Raw genomic sequence first — 19,880 nt, forward strand, 5'->3', positions numbered from 1 at the left:
CAAACGAAACTGTCGCATCCGTCGGGGAGGCCGCCTAGATGATTGTCAGTGCATTGTTTTCGAGCGCGCCGTATACAGCCGCCTCTCATGGCAGAACGTACTCCGGCCGCTCCGTCGGCCAGGAATCGCCCCAGAGTTGCTGGCTGCCGACCACTGTCCACACTATGGCCGATGACCCGCCTTCATTCGTCCCTTGCGCCCATTAACCGGTTTCATTGTAATGGTTGCGGATCACCAGACCGGACGTACAGGCCGTGCTGGCCGGGCAGGTTGCATCCCGCACCCGGCCCTCGGAATCCTGGCTTTACGACATTGTGCAGGTAACGCTGTGGAACCATCCGCATGAAACTGTTCTGGACGCCGGCGTCGCCGTTCACCCGCAAGGTCTGTGTCACCGCGCGCGAACTGGGACTGTGGGATCGTATCGACATCGCGCCCACCGCCTGGCCGCTGGACTGGGGCTACGCCACCGTCCCGTTTACCGAAGGCCTGGCGGCGGCGAACCCGGTGGCGCGCATCCCGACGCTGGTGACCGATGACGGCGTGCCGCTGGGCGATTCGACGCTGATCTGCCTGCACCTGAACAGTCTCAACCCCACAGCCGGCATCATTCCCGAAGGCCCGGACCAGTGGCGCATGTGGTCGCTCTATGCTGTCGCCGACGGCATCCTGGAAGCGCAGGTCGCCATGCGGGCGGAGTTGCTGCGGCCGACCGCCGGCGTGTCGCAGGGATTCCTCGCCAAGCAGCGCGACCGGATAACCCGTTGTTTCGATCATCTGGAATTGCGCGCGGCGGCGCTGGATGGTCCGCTGGACCTCGCGCAGATCACCGCCGGCATCGCCTGCGGCTATCAGGACTGGCGCGACTGGCTGGACGATTTCCGTCCCGACCGTCCCCGTCTGGCGCAATGGTATGAAGGGTTCTCGCAGCGGCCCGCCATGCAGGCAACCGTGCCGGCAGAAACGCCGGAACATTAGATCGGATTCACAGTTTTGAACGGAACCTGTCGCGGTTCCGTTCAAAACTGATGTGCTATAGGGTCCTGCCCGCCGCTGGACGGAAACCCGGACCGGTCGCTACAGTGCGACAGAACGTTTCCGGGAGGGGAACATGATTCTGAAAGACAAGGTGGCGCTGATCACCGGATCGGGTAACGGCATCGGCGCGGCGATCGCCGAAGCCATGGCCGAAGCCGGCGCAACCATCGTCGCGGCCGATATCGATTTCGACGCGGCCCGGCGCATCGCCGAAAAAGCCGCCGGTTATCAGGTCAAAACCCTGCCGGTGGCGGTTGATGTCCGCGAAGTCGCGTCGATCAACGCGATGATCGCAACGACCGTCGCGGAATTCGGCAGGCTGGACGTCATCGTCAACAATGCCGGTGTTACGCGCCGCGCCTATATCATGGACCTGACGGAGGACGACTGGGACCGCATCCACACGGTGAATGCGCGGGGGGTGTTTTTCTGCCTGCAAGGCGCGGCGCGCGTGATGATCGAACAGGGCGGCGGCCGCATCATCAATATCGCGTCAATCGCCGGGCGCGGTTATCTCAACACATCCAACGCCGCCTACGCCGCCAGCAAGGGCGCCGTGATCTCGTTGACCAAGACGGCGGCGCAACAGCTCGGCCGCTACAATATCAATATCAACGCGATCTGCCCCGGCGTGACCAACACGCCGATGGGTGACGCCATCGCCGAAATCAAGGCGAAGGAGCAGGGCGTATCCGTGGCGGAAGCGCGGCAGAATGCACTGAAAACGATCCCGATCGGACGCGCCAACGAACCTGCGGACATTGCCGCGATGGCGGTTTTTCTGGCCTCGCCCGGCGCGCGGAATATTACCGCCCAAGCCTATAACGTCGATGGCGGCCTGGTCCCCTGCTGAACACAGGAAGCCAGACCGCCAGGTATTCCCTGTCGCCGTAAGCGGGGCGGTCAGGCGGCCTTTTTAAGCTTCTGCTTCGCCTTCGACTTCGCCCTGGCCTTTGCCTTTGGCTTCAGCTTTGTGACGTTCTTCGCCTTCGGCTGCATCTCGCGCGCCCGGGCTTCCAGCGCGGGCAGCACGGAGGCGATGATTTCCTCGTCCAGATCGGCGGCAACGCCGGGATAGCCGGCCTGGGAAATCATCTGCCGCAACTTGCGCGCCTTCAGGACATCCAGCGTCCATTCCAGCTGATCGGGAACCAGCGTCTTGTCCCAGTAGATCCGGTGGTTCTTGTTGCGCGGGCCGTAATGATAATGCGGCGCGTTCCTGAAACAGTCGAAGGCGAGCATTTCGGTTTCCTCCGCGAAGGGGTCGCTCGGTTTGCCGACCACGTCCGACAACACGTGGATCGCCAGCCCGCCATCGTCGCCAAGCGTGCGCAATTCGAGCCCGAAACGGATATTGCCCGCTTCGAAAATGTCGGTGCCGCGATTGTGTTTCACGGTTCCGCGCTTGTTGAAAAACTGGTCGCGGGCCGCGGCATCGACCTCATCCAGCTTCCTGCCGACCAGCTTCATGTCGACCTTCTTGCCAACGGGTTCGAAACCGGCCGCCGCCAGCATGGCCTTGAGGTTCTTGCGCAATGTCCGGATGCTCCAGCCGATCGCGTTGCCATCCGTGATCGGATCGATCCAGCATTTTTTCGCCCTGCCTTCCGGTGCATAGATATAACTGTGCTCCACATCGAAACAGTTGAACTGCAGCAACGCGGTGTCCGCGCCGTCGACTTCGCCGCGCACCGTGAGAATCACGCCCTGATCGGGGTGGCTGTGAATATTGCCATCCCACTGCTGTTGTTCGACCGTAAAGGTCACCGCACCGGCTTCGATAACTGGACTGCCTTTTCGCAACATGATCGAGCCCTCCTGAACAGGCTGAATGAAACTTGTGAACGAAGTTATGGCTGGCCGAACACTACCAACCAATACGCCCGAAAATCAACATGTCGCGCGGGATCGCCGGGCGTGCCGCCCGAAAAAGCCCCTGTCCAGCACGCTATTTGACCGACGAGAACGCCGTCGGCTGCAGGAACGAATTGGACACGCTGGCCACGATGGCGCCGTCCTTTTCCGTTTCCGCGCGTTTTGTGTGCCATTCCGGATCGGCCTGAAAGGCGTTCCATTTCTTTTCGCGATCCGCCAGCGATTCCCATTCCAGCATGTAATAAAGGTCCTGGTTGGAATCGCCGACCAGCACGGTCCAGAAACCGGCCTGCTTGATGCCGTGCCGTTCCCAGATTTTCAACGTGATCGTGTCGAAACGCTTCAACAGCGCCGGCAACCGGCCGGAAATGCAGTGATAGACCCGCAATTCGTAAATCATGTATTGACCCCCGTGAGAATTTAGCTGCCCCGGGATTGCGGACCGTTTATCTGTCCGGCCCGCAACCCCGGCGACTCAGCCGAGACTTTTTATATCCGCCATGACCTGATCGGGATGTTCGGCCGGTGTTACCTTGGCGTATGCTTTAACAATGTTCCCGTCCGGTCCGATCAGCACCGACACCCGGGTCGCCTTTTCGGCGTCGGTTCCGGCCGCCGCGCCATAGGCGACGGAGGCGGATTTCCCGGTGTCGCTCAACAGGTCGTATGGAAAGTCGAACTTTTCCCGGAACGCGCGGTTCGCGTCCGGTGAATCGAAGCTGACGCCCAGAATGACGGCATTGCAGTCGTTGAATTCCTGGATTCGATCACGGAACCCGTTGCCTTCAACAGTTCAGCCGGGTGTGTCGGCTTTTGGATACCACCACAGAAGCACGTATTTGCCGGCAAATTTGTCCAGCGATACTGCGGCTCCGTCCTGGTTGGTCATGGTAAAGGCAGGCGCCTTTGCCCCTTCCGCTATCATCGGCATGGTTTCCCCTTCTGGTTACGTATGGTGACTTGCGGGGACATCGTACATCACACGCCTTGCCGGTAAAAGGTCTGGAAAGCGATGCACGGGAGACATACACTTCCGGCATCATTCCGACACGACCTATCGCCGGAGCAGAACGCCATGAAACGATCGAGATCCCTGAAGCTGGCCCTGATGGGCGCAAGCGCCCTGAGTCTGGCAGCCTGCGACAATCCGGAAAACGTGGCGGTTTTCGAAAGTGTCGAGCAATGCCAGAACGAGGCCGGGTTCGACCGCGAGACCTGCGAGGCCAATTTCAAACAGGCGGCGGCGGAGCATATCCGCGTGGCGCCCAAATACACATCCGCCGCCGATTGCGAGGCGGATTTCGGCGCGGCGCAATGCGAGATCGCCCCGCAGACGACGCAGGATGGCGGGTCCGTCTTCATGCCGCTGATGATGGGCTACATGATGGGCAGCATGTTGGCCAACAACTCGCGTGTCGCCACACAGCCGCTGTACCGGTCGAACGACGACCGCGGCAGCTTCCGCACGGGCGACAACCAGAAGGTTGCCGGGAAGACCGGCCTCACTCAGGTACCGGCGCAGGTGGCCAAGGCGCCGACCACGAAGACCACCACGATCCGCCGCAACGGTTTCGGCGCGTCCGCCCGCGCGTTCACGGGAGGGTCCCGCAGCTTCGGCGGCTGACGGCCTTTTCCATGCAGCGGATATCCATTACGGAACGGGACGACTGGAAGTCGCAGGCCGAGGCCCTCGGCTTCAGTTTCCACACCATGTACGGCGCCGCCTACTGGGACGAAACCGCCTGCTACCGGTTCAGCCTGAAACAGATCGAAGACGATATCGAAGACCCCAGCGGGGAAATCGAAAAGATGTGCTTCCAGGTGGTCGAGCGCGCCATCGCAAGCGAAGAGATCATGGCGAAGCTGGCGATTCCCGAGGGTTTCCGGGACTATGTCCGCAACAGCTGGCTGAACCGGGAACGCAACCTGTATGGACGGCTGGACCTGTCCTATGGCGGCAACGGACCGGCGAAACTTCTGGAATACAACGCCGACACGCCGACCTCCCTGTATGAAAGCGCCGCCTTTCAGTGGCTCTGGCTGGAACAGGCCATGGCGCGCGATATCGTCCCCACCGGGTGCGACCAGTACAATTCCATCCACGAACGCCTGATCGAGGCCTTCAGCAATTTCGGTATCGAAGGGCGTCTGCATCTGGCGTCCTGCAGGGACACCCCCGAAGACGAAGGCACCGTCCGCTATATCGAGGAATGCGCGATGCAGGCGGGGCTGGAAACGGCGTTCCTGCACATGGAAGACATCGGCATCGACGCCGCCGGCCATTTCACGGACCTGGACGACATGGGCATCGCCACCCTGTTCAAGCTGTACCCGTGGGAATGGATCATGACCGAGGATTTCGGCCAATCCGTCCCCGGCAGCGGCGTCACCTTCATCGAACCGGCCTGGAAGGCAATCCTGGCGAACAAGGGCCTGCTGCCGCTGTTGTGGGAGATGTTCGAAGGACATCCGAACCTGCTGCCCGCCTTTTTCGCGGACGATCCGCGCGCCGGCAGTCTGGAAGGCGGCTATGTGCGCAAGCCGTTGTTTTCCCGCGAGGGCGGCAATATCGAAATGGTCCGGCCCGGCACGGAAACATTGACCGTCGACGGACCCTATGGCGACGAGGGATTCATTGTGCAGGCCCTGCATCCGCTCCCGGTTTTCGAGGGAAATCATACCGTCATCGGGTCATGGCTGGTCGCCAGCCAGCCCTGCGGAATCGGCATCCGGGAAGACGATTCGCCGATAACCAGGGACAGCTCGCGCTTCCTGCCGCATGTGATCCGGGACTGACCGGAAAAGCCGCCGCCGGTCAACCGGCGTAAACCAGCCGTCACACAGCAATAATAAAGCATCATTGCCCGTCTTTACGCTTCGCGGTCGCGCAAAGTAACGTGAACAGGGAAAATCGGATGCCCGTCATGCTGAGAGCCATATTCATTGCCGCCACGCTTGCCATTCTGACGCCGGGCGCGACCGGCGCGACAGCCGCCGAAATCGAACTTGGCCCGCGACCCTATTTCCTGATCGACCGGATGCCGGACGGCGCCCTGAAAAACAGGCTGCTGGCCTGCGCGGACAGGCGTTTCGAGCGGAAACTCTTTTCCATCGGACACCGGGGTGCGCCCCTGATGTTTCCCGAACACACCGTGGAATCCCACAGGGCGGCCGCGCGGATGGGTGCGGGCATACTCGAATGCGACGTTACCTTCACGAAGGACCGGGAACTCGTCTGCCGCCACGCGCAGAACGACCTTCACGCCACGACGAATATCCTGGCGACGCCACTGGCGCAGAAATGCACGAAACCCTTCGCCGCCTCTTTTTTCGGCATGCCTGCAGCCGCGGAGTGCCGGACCAGCGACATCACGCTGGCGGAGTTCCGCACGCTGACAGGCAAGATGGATGCCGCCAACAGACAGGCGACCGATGTCCATGATTACATGAACGGTACGGCAAACTGGCGTACCGATCTTTACGCATCCAGTGCCGGCACGCTGCTGACCCACGCGGAGTCGATCCGGCTGATCCGGTCGCTTGGCGCGAAATTCACACCGGAACTGAAAGCGCCTGCGGTGAAGATGCCTTTTGACGGCTTTACGCAGGAAGACTACGCCCAGAAGATGATCGACGAATACAAGGAAGCCGGGGTGCCGCCCGAAGATGTATGGCCGCAATCTTTCAATCTGGATGACGTGCTGTACTGGATCCGCAACGAACCCGAGTTCGGCAGGCAGGCGGTCTATCTGGACAACCGGTACGATACCGCCGCGGGTTTCGACCCGATGAAGCCTGAAACCTTCGATCCGTCCATGACGGCCCTGAAACAGATGGGCGTCAATTACATCGGCCCGCCGATCTGGATGCTGGTCACCCTTGAAGACGGAAGGATTGTTCCCTCCCCCTATGCAAGGAAAGCCAGGGCCGCCGGGCTCAACATCGTCACCTGGACACTGGAGCGGTCCGGACCGCTGGGAAGCGGGGGCGGCTGGTATTACCAGTCGATCCGGGAAGCCGTGAAGTCCGACGGCGCCACGTTCGAACTGATCCATGTGCTGGCGCAGGACGTGGGCATAAAAGGCGTGTTCTCCGACTGGCCCGCGACGGTAACCTATTACGCCAACTGCCTGGGTCTGGACTGAGATACGTCACCCGGCTGCCGGAAACGACTTCGGCACCCGGGACGGACGCGGAAAAACGCAGGATCAGCGCCCCTTGAACGGACCCGCCGGGCGTTTTTCGGCGAAGGCCCTGGCGGCCTCCTGAAAATCCTCGCTGAGATAGAGCTTCAGCGGCGCACTCATATGCAGCATTTCCTCGCTGCGCCGGTGCATGTACCAGCGCCGCGCCCGCACCGTCGCCCGCACGCTGAGCGGCGGGTTTTTATTAACGTCCTGCGCCAGTTCCCGCGCGACGTCCAGATAGGTTCCCTTCGGCGCAATACGGTTGATCAGCCCGGCTTCCTTCGCTTCCTCTGCGGCAAAAAACCGCCCTGTCAGCGCCATTTCCGTCCCGAAGGCCGCGGCGCCGCGGAAATCGAGCAGCCCCCAGTATTTCGCCGCCCCAAGTCCGCGCGAGGTTTCGGTGATCTGGAACTTCGTGCCTTCCTCGGCGACAACCAGGTCGCATTCGAAGACAATCCCCACCGCCAGCCCCAGCACATAGCCATGCGGCGCCGCGATCACCGGTTTCCAGTTGACCGATTTGACCAGCAGGTCATGGGAGCTGGCGCCATGGCCCTGCGGTCCGCCGAGTTTCTGGAATTCCTCCCTACTACGCAGCTGGCGCTGCTGCACATCGGCGCCGCTGGAAAAGGCCCGCCCTTCGCCGCAAATGATCGCGACATTGGCGTCCGGGTCGGAATCGAACTGCTTCAGGCGCAGGTCCAGCGCCCTGACGAGTTCGTCATTGAAGGCGTTGAGCTTCTCCGGCCGGTGCAGCGTGATGGTCGCGATCTGGTCCTCGCACTGATAGGATACGAGGTCTTCGAGGCTGGCTTCTGTCATTGTGGTCTTCCCCCTTGGATAGCGATGCGCCCGCAGGCACACCAACCGTTACTGGAACAGAATGCGGCATCGCGGACAAGAGCGGGCCGGCCCGAAAGACAGCAGACGCTGAACACAGAAACGCCGCTGCCAGCGGGTGCGGGCAGCAGCGTCTATGATTGCGAACATTTCCGTCCGTATTATGTCCGTGGATCAGTCCTTGCGGCGACGCCGTGCGGCGATACCGAGACCGATCAGACCCAGCCCGAGCAGCGACAATGTGCCCGGTTCCGGAACGGAGGTAACAATAATATCGATTTCCGTACTGGCCAACAGATTCGGCGGTGACTGTTGATCGTCCGGATCGCCGTCAAAAGCCTCGAGCAGAAACGTATACGTGCCAAGCGCATTCGGGTCGAAGGTATCGAACGGGAAGTCATTGAAGAATTCCATGTTCCAGGAATTCTGCGCCAGGTTGTTGTTGGCGATCAGGCCGGCATATTCCGTGGCATCCGCCGCTTCCGTACCCGCACCGGCAGCCGTTGCGTTGGTACCAATGGAATGATCGGCAAAGATCACGTTTATCGGATCGAATGACAGAAAATTCGTTCCTGCGGAAGGATCGAAATCGAGGCTTAAACGATAGAAAAACTGGTCGAGAGCGTCACCCGATGAGTCGAAATTGGAATTGATCGACCACTCGAAGTTCCAGACCGGCGTCGTCGGCGCATTCGGCGCGAAGCCGAAACCCGTCGGCGGTGTGCCGGCGAAGAACGTGTAAGTGCCGTCGCCGTTGCTGTTAAACGTATTTTCCGGCAGGTTGCTCTCGTTGAAGCGCAGCTTGCCGCGCAGACCGAGTTCAATGCCGTTGTCCTGATCGACCGTAAACGAGCCATTATCGTTTCCGCTACCGAAGATCGCGTTACTGGTTACATCGTCGTCGAATGAAACCACAGCCTGTGCCGACCCGGCCGCGAACACGATCCCGACGGCTGTAAGCATTCCTGTTATTGCCTTATGCATTATTACATTCCTATTATTGGTTGAAATGTTGCCAAAAACCGGGTGCTCCCAAGCTTCGGCCTTGCGATTTCAACAATACAAGCAATTCATAGGCCATAATCTCAATTCATTGATTTTAATCAATTATTTTAAGTATCCCGTTTTTAAGAGCGGGCAAATCTGTAAGAAATTCCGTCACTGAGGCGGGCAACCACATTCATAATGCTATAATGCGGAACTATCGTTGCCTATAATTCAACTACTTAGGGAGCTTTGTGTGTTGTGTCTCAATGTGTAAATTTTTCCGACACATTGGTTAAGTGCCGATTGATTGCCTTGGGAACACCCGAGAGATGCACACTCCAGCTGCAACACGCCTGAACGGAAAGACAGGGGTACCCGCATGACGTCCCGTGGAGAGGCGCCTGTTCTGATCGTCGCCGGACCCACCGCGAGTGGAAAATCGGCGCTGGCGCTGGCGGTCGCACGGGAATTCGACGGCGTCGTCATCAATGCCGACAGCATGCAGGTCTACCGGGAATTGCGGATTCTCACGGCGCGACCTGACCCCAAAGCCGAGGCCCGCGTGCCACACCGGCTGTACGGCGTGCTGTCGGTGCGCGACACCTGTTCGGCGGCGCGATGGCGCGACATGGCGGTCGCAGAAATCACATCGGCCCACAATGCAGGCAGGCTGCCCGTCATCTGCGGCGGCACGGGGCTGTATCTGCGCGCGCTGACCGGCGGACTGTCCCCCATACCGGAAATCCCCGATCCGGTCCGCAAATCCATAAGGGGGCGGTTCGCACGGGATGGGCTGCGGTCCTCATTTGCCGCACTCGAAGCGGTCGATCCGGTCACCGCGGCCAGGCTGTCGCGCGGTGACAGCCAGCGCATCACCCGGGCGCTGGAGGTATATGAAGCGACGGGTCGGCCGCTATCCGAGTGGCAGGCAATCCCGGCGGCGGGCCCGCCGCCGGAGCTGCGGTTTGCGACGATCCTGCTGCAGCCGCCCCGCGCCGAATTATACGCGGCATGCGACGCGCGGCTGGAAGCCATGATAGCCGAAGGCGTCCTGGCCGAGGTCGCGGCGCTGCGCCGGTCGGAGATCGACCCGGCGCTGCCCGCAATGAAGGCGCTCGGCGTACCGGACTTCCTGCGCCACCTTGCCGGCGAGATTACGCTCGACGAAGCGATTGCCGCTGCGCAGCAGGCAACCCGACGCTACGCAAAACGGCAATCAACTTGGTTCGCCAATCAGATTATTGCTGAAGTATCGTTTCCAACGAAATATTCGGAAAAATTAAGCGATAAAATCTTTTCATTTATTCGCCAAAACCTATTGACCCCCGCAACATGAACTCCTATGTTCGCCGCCTTTCCGGTCATAGGGTCCGGAAAAATGACATAGCAGAGAGAACGGCGACCGAAACGCTGCCGGTTCGTGCGACCGGGGCAGCGCGATGTCTGTCGCGAGACGACATTGCGCCGTGTTTCGAAATCGATGGAGAGGATCATGGCTAGCGAAAAAATGACCGGAGCGGAAATCGTCATCAAGTCCCTGGTGGACCTGGGTGTCGAAGTCGTATTCGGTTATCCCGGCGGTGCCGTGCTGCCGATTTATGACGCGCTTTTCCAGCAGAACCGCATCCGTCACATTCTCGTTCGCCAGGAAGGCGGCGCCGTCCATGCGGCGGAAGGCTATGCCCGTTCGACCGGCAAGGTCGGCGTCGTGCTGGTGACGTCCGGCCCGGGCGCGACCAACGCGGTGACCGGGTTGACCGACGCGCTGATGGATTCGATCCCGATCCTGTGCCTGACCGGCCAGGTGCCAACGCACCTTATCGGCAATGACGCCTTCCAGGAATGCGACACCACCGGCATCACCCGTCCCTGCACCAAGCATAATTACCTGGTGAAGGACGTCGACAGGCTGGGCAGCATCATGCACGAGGCCTTCCACGTGGCGTCAACCGGGCGTCCCGGGCCGGTCGTTATCGACCTGCCGAAGGACATCCAGTTCGCCGAAGGCAATTACGAGTTGCCCGAAAAGGTCGAGCACCGGACCTACAGGCCGCAGATCAAGGGTGCGCCGCAGGCCATTGAGAAGGCGGCGGCATTGTTGGCCGGAGCGAAAAAGCCGATCATATATGCCGGCGGCGGGGTCATCAATTCCGGCCCGCGCGCCAGCGAACTGCTGACCAAATTCGTCCGCACCACAGGCTTTCCGTGCACCCTGACGCTGATGGGCCTCGGCGCCTTTCCGAGCAAGGACAGGCAGTTCCTCGGCATGCTGGGGATGCACGGCACCTACGAAGCCAATATGGCGATGCATGGCTGCGACGTGATGATCTGCGTCGGCGCGCGCTTCGACGACCGGGTCACCGGGCGACTGGACGCCTTCGCGCCGGACGCGAAGATCATCCACATCGATATCGACCCGTCCTCCATCAACAAGAATGTGGCGGTCGATGTGCCGATCATCGGCGATGTCGCTTCGGTGCTGGAAGACATGCTCGCGATCTGGCAGGCCAGGAACCACCACGCCGACGGCAAGGCCCTGGATACCTGGTGGGATACGATCAACGGCTGGCGGTCGATCAAGTCTCTGAGCTACGAGCATTCCGACAAGGTCATCAAGCCGCAATACGCCATCGAACGGCTGTACCAGGCAACGCAGAAGCTGGACCGCGAAACCTTCATCACGACCGAAGTCGGCCAGCACCAGATGTGGGCCGCGCAGCATTTCCATTTCGAGAAACCGAACCACTGGATGACCTCCGGCGGGCTGGGCACGATGGGATACGGCCTGCCGGCGGCGGTCGGCGTGCAACTGGCGCATCCCGATGCGCTGGTCGTCGATATCGCCGGCGAGGCGTCGACGATGATGAACATCCAGGAACTGGCGACGGCGATACAGTACCGGCTGCCGATCAAGATATTCATCCTTAACAACGAATACATGGGCATGGTCCGGCAATGGCAGGAACTGCTGCATGGCGGGCGCTATTCGGAAACCTATTCCGAAGCGCTGCCGGATTTCGTCAAGCTGGCGGAGGCCTTCGGCGGCGTCGGGCTGCGGGCGGAAAACCCGGGGCAACTGGACAACGTCATCGACGAGATGATCGGTACGCCGCGCCCCATCATCGCCGATATCTGCGTCGACCAGGCGGAAAACGTCTTTCCGATGATCCCGTCGGGCGCGGCGCATAACGACATGCTGCTGAATACCGCGGACAAGAACGCCAATCCTGTCTCCAAAGACGGCATGGTGCTGGTCTGATGGCCAGCATTTTTCCAGACAAGATCGGATCAGATGTGATCGAGCGACACACCATGGCCGTTATCGTGGACAATGAACCCGGCGTCCTGGCCCGTGTCGTCGGCCTTTTTTCCGGCCGCGGCTACAATATCGAAAGCCTGACCGTCACGACGATCAGCGAGGACGAACAACAATCCCGCATTTCGCTGGTGACCTCCGGTACGCCGATGATCATCGACCAGATCAAGGCGCAGCTTCACCGGCTGGTGCCGGTCAGCGCCGTGCACGACCTGACCGAGGAGGGCCCGTATATCGAACGGGAGATTTCCCTGATCAAGGTCGCCGCCACGGGCGAGGCGCGGCGCGAATCGTTACGGATCGCGGATATCTTCCGCGCCAACGTCGCCGACACGACAACGGAGTCCTTTGTCTTCGAAGTGACGGGGTCGAAGGAAAAGATCGATTCGTTTACCCACCTGATGCGCGCATTGGGCAAGGTGGAGGTTGCCCGCAGCGGCGCCGTCGCCATTGCCCGGGGGTCCGAGGTCCTTTAAAAGCGCTTTTGTAATGCCGCTTGCGGCGATGTTTATCCATTTAACGGGGAAGAGATACCATGCGCGTTTATTATGATCGTGATGCCGACGTCAACCTGATCAAGGGAAAGAAAGTCGTTATTGTCGGCTATGGCAGCCAGGGTCATGCCCACGCGATGAATCTGCGCGACAGCGGCGTCAAGGATGTTGCCGTGGCGCTTCGCCCGGGCTCCGGCTCGGCCAAGAAGGCAGAGGGTGCGGGGTTCAAGGTGATGACCGCCGCCGATGCCGCCAAATGGGGCGACGTCGTGATGGTGCTGGCGCCGGATGAAATCCAGCGCGACCTGTATGCAACCGAACTGGGCCCCAACCTGCGGTCAGGTGCGGCCATTGCGTTTGCGCATGGCCTGTCAATTCATTTCAACCTCATCGAACCGCGCACGGATATCGACGTCTTCATGATCGCGCCGAAGGGCCCCGGTCATACCGTCCGCTCCGAATACCAGCGCGGCGCGGGGGTTCCCTGCCTGATCGCGGTGAACCAGGATGCGTCCGGCAACGCCCACGATATCGGCCTGTCCTATGCCAGCGCCATCGGCGGCGGCCGCGCCGGCATTATCGAGACGACCTTCAAGGAAGAATGCGAAACCGACCTGTTCGGCGAACAGGCCGTACTGTGCGGCGGACTGACATCGCTGATCCAGGCGGGCTACGAAACCCTGGTCGAAGCCGGCTATGCACCGGAAATGGCCTATTTCGAGTGCGTTCACGAAGTGAAGCTGATCGTCGACCTGATCTATGAAGGCGGCCTCGCGAACATGCGCTACTCGGTCTCCAATACGGCGGAATTCGGCGATTACGAAAGCGGCCCGCGGGTCATTACCGAAGACACCAAGAAAGCCATGAAGGGCATTCTGGCTGATATCCAGCAGGGCAAGTTCGTTTCCAACTGGATGAGCGAATGCGGCGCCGGCCAGCCGCGGCTCAAGGCGGAACGGCGGCTGTCCAGCGAGCATTCGCTGGAGGAAGTCGGTGCGCGCCTGCGCGGCATGATGCCGTGGATCGCCCAGAACGCGCTGGTCGACAAGTCGAAGAACTGATCCGGCAAACGTTTGCAGCGGATTTTAAGACGCCCGCAACGCCTCTTGCGTCACGGGCGTCTTAAACTGACGGTGCGGCGAGACGCATCCGGCCCACGTTTTAAAAGCTCGCATCCCTGACTCTTTATCGAATATATGCGTTTTCCTTTATTCTTCTAAATGATTACTATACGTTAACGAAATTCGGGCATAATTACAGTGACCCGATACAGTTGAACAGGTACAGACAGTGATAATCCGGCCGTCGGGGGAGATACGGGAAGTTCGTTTTCCAGCGTCCTGTCCGTATTCCAATCGGGGAATTTTGGGGGTAAGTCGGTAACCATGTTTTCACGCATTCTCGGTATGTTGTCCGCCGATATGGCAATCGACCTCGGGACCGCCAATACGCTGGTCTACGTAAAGGGTCGCGGCATTGTCCTGAACGAACCGTCGGTCGTCGCCATAGTAGAAATCAAGGGCCGAAAGCAGGTATTGGCTGTCGGCGACGAAGCAAAAATGATGCTTGGCCGAACGCCCGGCAATATTCAGGCGATACGGCCGTTGCGCGACGGCGTCATTGCCGACTTCGAGGTCGCGGAGGAAATGATCAAGCATTTCATCCGCAAGGTGCATAACCGCCGCAGCTTCGCGAGCCCGCAGGTCATCGTTTGCGTGCCTTCCGGATCAACAGCGGTCGAGCGCCGCGCCATTGAGGATTCCGCCGAAGCCGCCGGCGCACGCCGGGTGTTTCTGATCGAGGAGCCCATGGCGGCCGCGATCGGCGCCGGATTGCCGGTCACCGAACCGACCGGTTCGATGATTGTCGATATCGGCGGGGGCACCACCGAGGTAGCGGTTCTGTCGCTCGGCGGTATCGTATATTCCCGTTCGGTCCGCGTGGGCGGCGACAAGATGGACGAAGCCATCATCGCCTATATCCGGCGGAACCATAACCTGCTGGTCGGCGAAAGCAGCGCCGAACGGATCAAGAAGGAAATCGGTTCCGCCTGCCCGCCCGAGGAAGGCGAAGGCAATATCATGGAAATCAAGGGTCGCGACCTGATGAATGGCGTGCCGAAAGAACTGTTCATCAGCGAACGGCAGATCTCCGAAAGCCTCGCGGAGCCGGTCGGCGCCATCGTCGAAGCAGTGAAGGTCGCGCTGGAGCACACGGCGCCGGAACTTGCGGCGGATATCGTCGACAAGGGCATCGTGCTGACCGGCGGCGGAGCGCTGCTTGGCAATCTTGACTTCGTGCTACGGCATGCAACCGGATTGCCGGTCTCCATTGCCGATGACCCGTTATCCTGCGTTGCATTGGGAACCGGCCGTTGCCTGGAAGAAATGAAAACGCTCAAAACCGTGCTGATCAGCAATGACTGATTCGCGCCTGCGGAAGCGCCGGAAAACCGGCCGGCAAGGGATGTGCTGACAATTGGCGAAGCGGCCTGAATCAATTCAACGGGTTACCGCGCCATTGCGCGCACTGGCGCAGCGATTTGCATTTCTGTTTCTGCTGCTCGCCGCCGGAACCGTGTTGATGGTCGGCAAGGCCGATCCGAAAATTTTCGACCGCGCCCGCATCTGGGTCACCGACGCGTCTGCGCCGATTCTTGACGCGGCATCGAAACCGGTCGCGACCGGCGCCGCCATTGTCGACGAAGCCCGGCATCTGATGCATTTGCGAGAAGAGAACGTGGCGTTGCGGCAGGAAAATTCCCGGCTGCTGCAATGGCAGGCCGCCGCGCGCACGCTGGCGGCGGAGAACGCGAGTCTCCATGATCTTCTGAACTACGTGCCCTCGCCGGAGGCAACATTCATTTCGGCGAGGGTGATCGCCGAAACCGGCGGGTCCTTCGTCCGCACCATGCTTGTCAATGCCGGGCGGCGCGACGGCGTCCGCAAGGGTTTGCCGGTTGTCGTCGGGGAGGGCCTGATCGGGCGGATCGTCGATACCGGCGAGCGTGTGGCACGTATCCTGCTGATCAATGACCTGAACAGCCGTATCCCGGTTGTGATCGGCGCCGACCGCGAACGGGCCGTTCTGGCCGGCGACAACACAAGCCAACCCAAAATCGCCTATCTGGACGCGAATGCGAATGTGCCGGTTGGCGCGCGTGTCGTGACATCCGGACAGGGCGGTGTATTTCCGCCCGGCCTGCCGGTCGGTATCGTCGCCCGGGCCGGTCCGAATGAGATCCGCGTCGAGACGTTTGTTTCGTCCAATCGACTGGAATATGTGCGTATAATGGATTTCGGACTTGTGGGATTGCTGGACGATGCCCCTCGCCGGACCGATACGCCGACGAAAGCGGATTAGTCGCCCGCCGGCTTTCCGGTTCGGCATGTCGGGCTTCGATTTCGAAGCGTTTCCGCCGGTCGCGCACCGGGACTTGAAGCGAGGCTCCGATGTTCCGGTGCGTGCGGACGATAAAAATTTTGCTGACCTGCATTGATGATGATCCGGCCAGAAATTTAGGGGGGACCTTGTCGAAGCGATGAAAACGACAATCTGGCGACAACTCGACGTCCTGTTGCGCAACATGACTCCGGTACTGGTAACATTATGCATGGTCATAGTCAGTGTCCTGCCGCTTCGCCTGCCCGAGGCCAGTTTTGTCATGCCGATGCTGGCATTGATGTCGGTCTATTTCTGGTCGCTGCATCGGACCGATCTACTGCCTGCGACCGCCGTTTTCGCCATCGGCCTTTTCCAGGATATCCTGGCCGGCCTGCCGCTGGGCCTGAACGCATTCATACTGCTGGGGGTCTTCGGTCTCTGCGTGAGCCAGCGACGGTTTTTCTATAACAAGTCCTTTGCAGTCATCTGGTGGGGATTCATGGTCGTCGCCGCCGCCGCACAGTTGATCGAATGGGCGCTGATGTCGATTTTCCTGGAAACGATTGTTTCGCTCGAGCCGGTCTATTTCAGGTATTTCATGACGGTCGCGTTGTATCCGCCAATCGCATGGCTGTTTGTCCGGATCCAGCGTTCGCTTCCGCAGGAGACCGTGTGACGTGACATTGGACAAGTCGCGCGAAAAGATATTCAGCCGCCGCGCCGCTTTGCTGACCGGCGGGCAACTGGCGCTGTTCGCCGGGTTGGGCGCGCGGATGTACTATCTTCAGGTGCTGCAGTCCGATCGGTACCGGACCCTGGCGGAGGAAAACCGCATAAACCTGCGGCTTCTCGCGCCGCCGCGCGGCCAGATTACAGACCGGTTTGGCGCTCCCATGGCGATAAACGTCCAGAATTACCGGGTCGTCATTATTCGCGAGCAGGTCGACGATGTTGCCGCGACGCTGGTTCGGCTGGAAAATCTGCTCGACCCCGGCTCGTTCGACCTGGATCGTATCCTGCGGGACATCAAGCGCCGCCGCGCCTTTGTGCCGGTAACGGTAAGCGAGAACCTTTCCTGGCACGAAGTCAGCCGGCTGGAAGTCAATGCCCCCAACCTGCCCGGCGTGAGTATCGATGTCGGGATGTCGCGTTATTACCCGCTGGGTAGCGTAGCCAGCCACGTCATGGGCTATGTCGCCGCCGTCTCCGAAAAGGACCTGACCGGCGACCCGGTACTGGAATTGCCAGGCTTCCGTATCGGCAAGCACGGGGTCGAGCGGTTTTTCGATACAGCCCTCCGCGGCAAGGCGGGCAACAGCCAGGTAGAGGTAAACGCTGTCGGGCGTGTCATTCGTGAACTGGAACGTGACGAAGGGCAACCCGGATCGGAAATTTTGCTGACTCTCGATTCCACGCTACAGACCTTCGCCGCGGACCTCCTGGCCAGGGAACGCAGCGCGGCCGCCGTCGTCATGGATGTGCATCACGGCGATATCCTGGCCATGGTGTCGTCGCCCGGTTTTAATCCCAACGCATTCAGCGAGGGGATGAAAGGCGAGGAATGGCGCGAACTGGTCCAAAACCCCTATGCGCCGCTTACCAACAAGGCAATTGCGGGGCAATACCCGCCAGGGTCGACCTTCAAGATTGTCGTCGCGCTTGCGGCGCTGGAAGCCGGGATCGATCCCGATTCCAGGGTATTCTGTCGCGGCGTCACCAGGCTCGGCAATCGGCAGTTCCATTGCTGGAAAAGGCACGGTCACGGCCATATGGATATACATGGCGCCATCCGCGAATCATGTGACGTTTATTTTTACGATCTGGCCCTGAAACTTGGCGTGGACCGCATATCCGAGATGGCGCAACGAATGGGCCTGGGGTCGCGGTTCAACTTCGAACTTTCAGAGGAAAAGGCCGGGCTGATGCCAAGCCGCGCCTGGAAACAGGCGACCTACGGCGAGCCCTGGCACAAGGGTGAAACGCTCATCGCCGCCATCGGCCAGGGTTACGTTCTTGCCACACCCTTGCAACTCGCGGTGATGACCGCGCGCTTGGTCAATGGCGGCAAGGCGGTGACGCCGCAGTTGATTTTACAACCCGCCCCGCATGACGCGGGCGAGGAGTCGTTCGCCGCGCCCGAATTCGCCGATATCGGCGTTTCCGAGATTGCCCGCACGACTGTCATGGAAGCGCTGGACCAGGTCGTGAACCACCCGAAGGGTACCGCCAGGAAATCGCGCATCACGGACCCGGCCATGGCGATGGGGGGCAAGACCGGCACGTCTCAGGTTCGTCGGATCAGCATGGCCGAACGCGACGGCGGCGTCCGCAAGAACGAAGAAAAGCCCTGGAAGGAACGCGATCACGCCTTGTTTGTCGGCTACGCGCCGGTCAGCGCACCGCAATACGCGGTGGCTGTCGTCGTGGAGCATGGCGGTGGCGGATCCACCGCGGCCGCGCCCATAGCAAGTGCCCTGCTGGAAGAAGCGCAACGCCGCAGCTCGGCCAGACGCAATGCACCCGGCCGGGTGGCGGATTCCGGCGGGTCCGAAAAGGCGTCGCCGTTATGATTTCCGGCAACGACCGACACGCCACGCCGTTAACGCTGACCAGGAAACTCTGGCAGATAAACTGGTCGTTGGTCTTGCTGATCGTGCTGGTCGCCGGCATCGGCTTCGCCATGCTGTATTCCGCCGCCAATGGCAGCTTCACGCCCTGGGCGTCGATGCAGATGGTTCGCTTCGGGGTCGGACTCATCCTCATGATCGGCATCGCATTGATCGATATCCGGATCTGGATGCGTTACGCCTATCTCATCTACGGGCTGACGCTGATACTGCTGCTGGGCGTCGAATTTGCCGGTGTCATCAAAGGCGGTGCAAAACGATGGATTGATCTCGGGTTTTTCCTGATTCAGCCCTCCGAATTCGTTAAGATCGCCCTGGTTCTGGCGCTCGCTCGTTATTTCCATCGCCTCAATATCGAGGATATCAGCAACCCACTCACGCTGATCACGCCGCTGGCGCTTGTCGGCATCCCTTTCGCGCTGGTGCTGCGCCAGCCGGACCTTGGCACGGCATTGCTGATTCTGATGGGCGGCGGCGCCGTATTCTTCGCCGCCGGCGTGCGACTGTGGAAATTCGCACTGGTCGTTGCTGTCGGCGCGACGGCGGTGCCTGTCGGCTGGACCTTCCTGCACTCCTATCAGCAGGAGCGCATCCTGACCTTTCTGACGCCGGAACGCGATCCCCTGGGCGCCGGGTATCACATCCTGCAATCGAAGATCGCACTGGGTTCCGGCGGCATGTTCGGCCGCGGCTTCATGGAAGGCACGCAGAGCCATCTCAATTTCCTGCCGGAAAAGCAGACCGACTTCATCTTCACCATGCTCGCGGAGGAATTCGGCCTTGTTGGCGGGCTGGGGCTGCTCAGCCTCTATACCGTTCTCTGCCTGTACGGCGTCGCCATCGCATTGCGCAGCAGCAGTCATTTTGGCCGGCTGGTCGCCATTGGCGTCACCTTCACCTTCTTCCTGTTCGTTTTCATAAACATTGCGATGGTGATGGGCCTTGTGCCTGTCGTCGGCCTGCCGCTGCCGCTGATTTCATACGGCGGGACAGCAATGCTGACGGTGATGGCCGGGTTCGGCCTGATGATCTGCGTCTATATCCATCGTGACGTTCGCATGGGACGCAGCGGCGAGGGACGATGAGATCCCACCGCGGCATTGACGCGTCGTTCCGGAATGACGCCAATGAC

General features: G+C 60.5%; 19 protein-coding genes. 14 read left to right on the top strand and 5 right to left on the bottom strand.

Annotated elements, in window-relative coordinates; genetic code table 11:
- The first annotated feature begins 342 nt into the window (after positions 1–342).
- Complete coding sequence (locus WD767_11945; protein MEX2616797.1) at positions 343–978, top strand: glutathione S-transferase N-terminal domain-containing protein; 636 nt, start codon at positions 343–345, stop codon at positions 976–978.
- A gap of 133 nt (positions 979–1,111) precedes the next feature.
- Complete coding sequence (locus tag WD767_11950) at positions 1,112–1,891, top strand: glucose 1-dehydrogenase (GenBank protein ID MEX2616798.1); 780 nt, start codon at positions 1,112–1,114, stop codon at positions 1,889–1,891.
- Between the two features lie 50 nt (positions 1,892–1,941).
- On the opposite strand, the gene WD767_11955 is transcribed toward WD767_11950, so the two are convergent.
- From WD767_11955 to WD767_11965, 3 genes are all read right to left on the bottom strand, one after another.
- Positions 1,942–2,844 carry a hypothetical protein gene (locus tag WD767_11955; GenBank protein ID MEX2616799.1) on the bottom strand — a complete coding sequence of 301 codons (903 nt, stop codon included), beginning with the start codon at positions 2,842–2,844 and terminating at the stop codon, positions 1,942–1,944.
- Between the two features lie 142 nt (positions 2,845–2,986).
- Positions 2,987–3,313 (bottom strand): NIPSNAP family protein, encoded by a 327-nt coding sequence (locus WD767_11960; protein MEX2616800.1) that lies wholly within the window; start codon positions 3,311–3,313, stop codon positions 2,987–2,989.
- A gap of 75 nt (positions 3,314–3,388) precedes the next feature.
- Positions 3,389–3,844, bottom strand: coding sequence for a peroxiredoxin (locus WD767_11965; protein ID MEX2616801.1), 456 nt, complete (start codon positions 3,842–3,844; stop codon positions 3,389–3,391).
- 144 nt (positions 3,845–3,988) lie between these two features.
- Here WD767_11965 and WD767_11970 point away from each other — a divergent pair, with 144 nt between their 5' ends.
- The 3 genes from WD767_11970 (at position 3,989) to WD767_11980 (ending at position 7,058) form a co-directional block, all read left to right on the top strand.
- Positions 3,989–4,537, top strand: a complete 549-nt coding sequence (locus WD767_11970) for a DUF1190 domain-containing protein (GenBank protein ID MEX2616802.1) — start codon at positions 3,989–3,991, stop codon at positions 4,535–4,537.
- An 11-nt stretch (positions 4,538–4,548) separates the two neighbouring features.
- Positions 4,549–5,709 (top strand): glutathionylspermidine synthase family protein, encoded by a 1,161-nt coding sequence (locus WD767_11975; protein MEX2616803.1) that lies wholly within the window; start codon positions 4,549–4,551, stop codon positions 5,707–5,709.
- Between the two features lie 128 nt (positions 5,710–5,837).
- Entirely contained in the window at positions 5,838–7,058 is a 1,221-nt protein-coding gene (locus WD767_11980) for a glycerophosphodiester phosphodiesterase family protein (GenBank protein MEX2616804.1), read from the top strand.
- Positions 7,059–7,121: 63 nt separating this feature from the next.
- On the opposite strand, the gene WD767_11985 is transcribed toward WD767_11980, so the two are convergent.
- Positions 7,122–7,922, bottom strand: a complete 801-nt coding sequence (locus tag WD767_11985) for an enoyl-CoA hydratase/isomerase family protein (GenBank protein MEX2616805.1) — start codon at positions 7,920–7,922, stop codon at positions 7,122–7,124.
- Positions 7,923–8,114: 192 nt separating this feature from the next.
- Entirely contained in the window at positions 8,115–8,903 is a 789-nt protein-coding gene (locus tag WD767_11990) for a PEP-CTERM sorting domain-containing protein (GenBank protein ID MEX2616806.1), read from the bottom strand.
- Between the two features lie 403 nt (positions 8,904–9,306).
- Between WD767_11990 and miaA the strand changes: the two genes are divergently transcribed.
- The 9 genes from miaA to rodA all read left to right on the top strand — a co-directional run bounded on the left by miaA (position 9,307) and on the right by rodA (position 19,833).
- A complete protein-coding gene (gene miaA, locus WD767_11995) occupies positions 9,307–10,263 on the top strand; it encodes a tRNA (adenosine(37)-N6)-dimethylallyltransferase MiaA (GenBank protein ID MEX2616807.1) in 957 nt (318 codons plus the stop codon).
- 156 nt (positions 10,264–10,419) lie between these two features.
- Complete coding sequence (locus tag WD767_12000; protein MEX2616808.1) at positions 10,420–12,186, top strand: acetolactate synthase 3 large subunit; 1,767 nt, start codon at positions 10,420–10,422, stop codon at positions 12,184–12,186.
- The gene (ilvN, locus tag WD767_12005) at positions 12,186–12,719 is read left to right on the top strand and encodes an acetolactate synthase small subunit (GenBank protein MEX2616809.1); all 534 of its coding nucleotides are present in this window, start codon (positions 12,186–12,188) and stop codon (positions 12,717–12,719) included. Before WD767_12000 ends, ilvN begins: the two co-directional genes overlap by 1 nt.
- 59 nt (positions 12,720–12,778) lie before the next feature.
- Positions 12,779–13,798: a ketol-acid reductoisomerase gene (ilvC, locus tag WD767_12010; GenBank protein MEX2616810.1), complete on the top strand. Its 1,020-nt coding sequence runs from the start codon at positions 12,779–12,781 to the stop codon at positions 13,796–13,798.
- 324 nt (positions 13,799–14,122) lie between these two features.
- Positions 14,123–15,163 (top strand): rod shape-determining protein, encoded by a 1,041-nt coding sequence (locus WD767_12015; GenBank protein ID MEX2616811.1) that lies wholly within the window; start codon positions 14,123–14,125, stop codon positions 15,161–15,163.
- Between the two features lie 52 nt (positions 15,164–15,215).
- Positions 15,216–16,100: a rod shape-determining protein MreC gene (gene mreC, locus WD767_12020; GenBank protein ID MEX2616812.1), complete on the top strand. Its 885-nt coding sequence runs from the start codon at positions 15,216–15,218 to the stop codon at positions 16,098–16,100.
- 178 nt (positions 16,101–16,278) lie between these two features.
- Positions 16,279–16,797, top strand: a complete 519-nt coding sequence (gene mreD, locus WD767_12025; protein ID MEX2616813.1) for a rod shape-determining protein MreD — start codon at positions 16,279–16,281, stop codon at positions 16,795–16,797.
- A 1-nt stretch (position 16,798) separates the two neighbouring features.
- A complete protein-coding gene (mrdA, locus tag WD767_12030) occupies positions 16,799–18,691 on the top strand; it encodes a penicillin-binding protein 2 (protein MEX2616814.1) in 1,893 nt (630 codons plus the stop codon).
- Entirely contained in the window at positions 18,688–19,833 is a 1,146-nt protein-coding gene (gene rodA / locus WD767_12035) for a rod shape-determining protein RodA (protein ID MEX2616815.1), read from the top strand. The genes mrdA and rodA overlap by 4 nt, the downstream gene beginning before the upstream one ends.
- The last annotated feature ends 47 nt before the right edge of the window (positions 19,834–19,880 follow it).

The organism is Alphaproteobacteria bacterium, from assembly GCA_040905865.1.
Classification (GTDB): Bacteria; Pseudomonadota; Alphaproteobacteria; order UBA8366.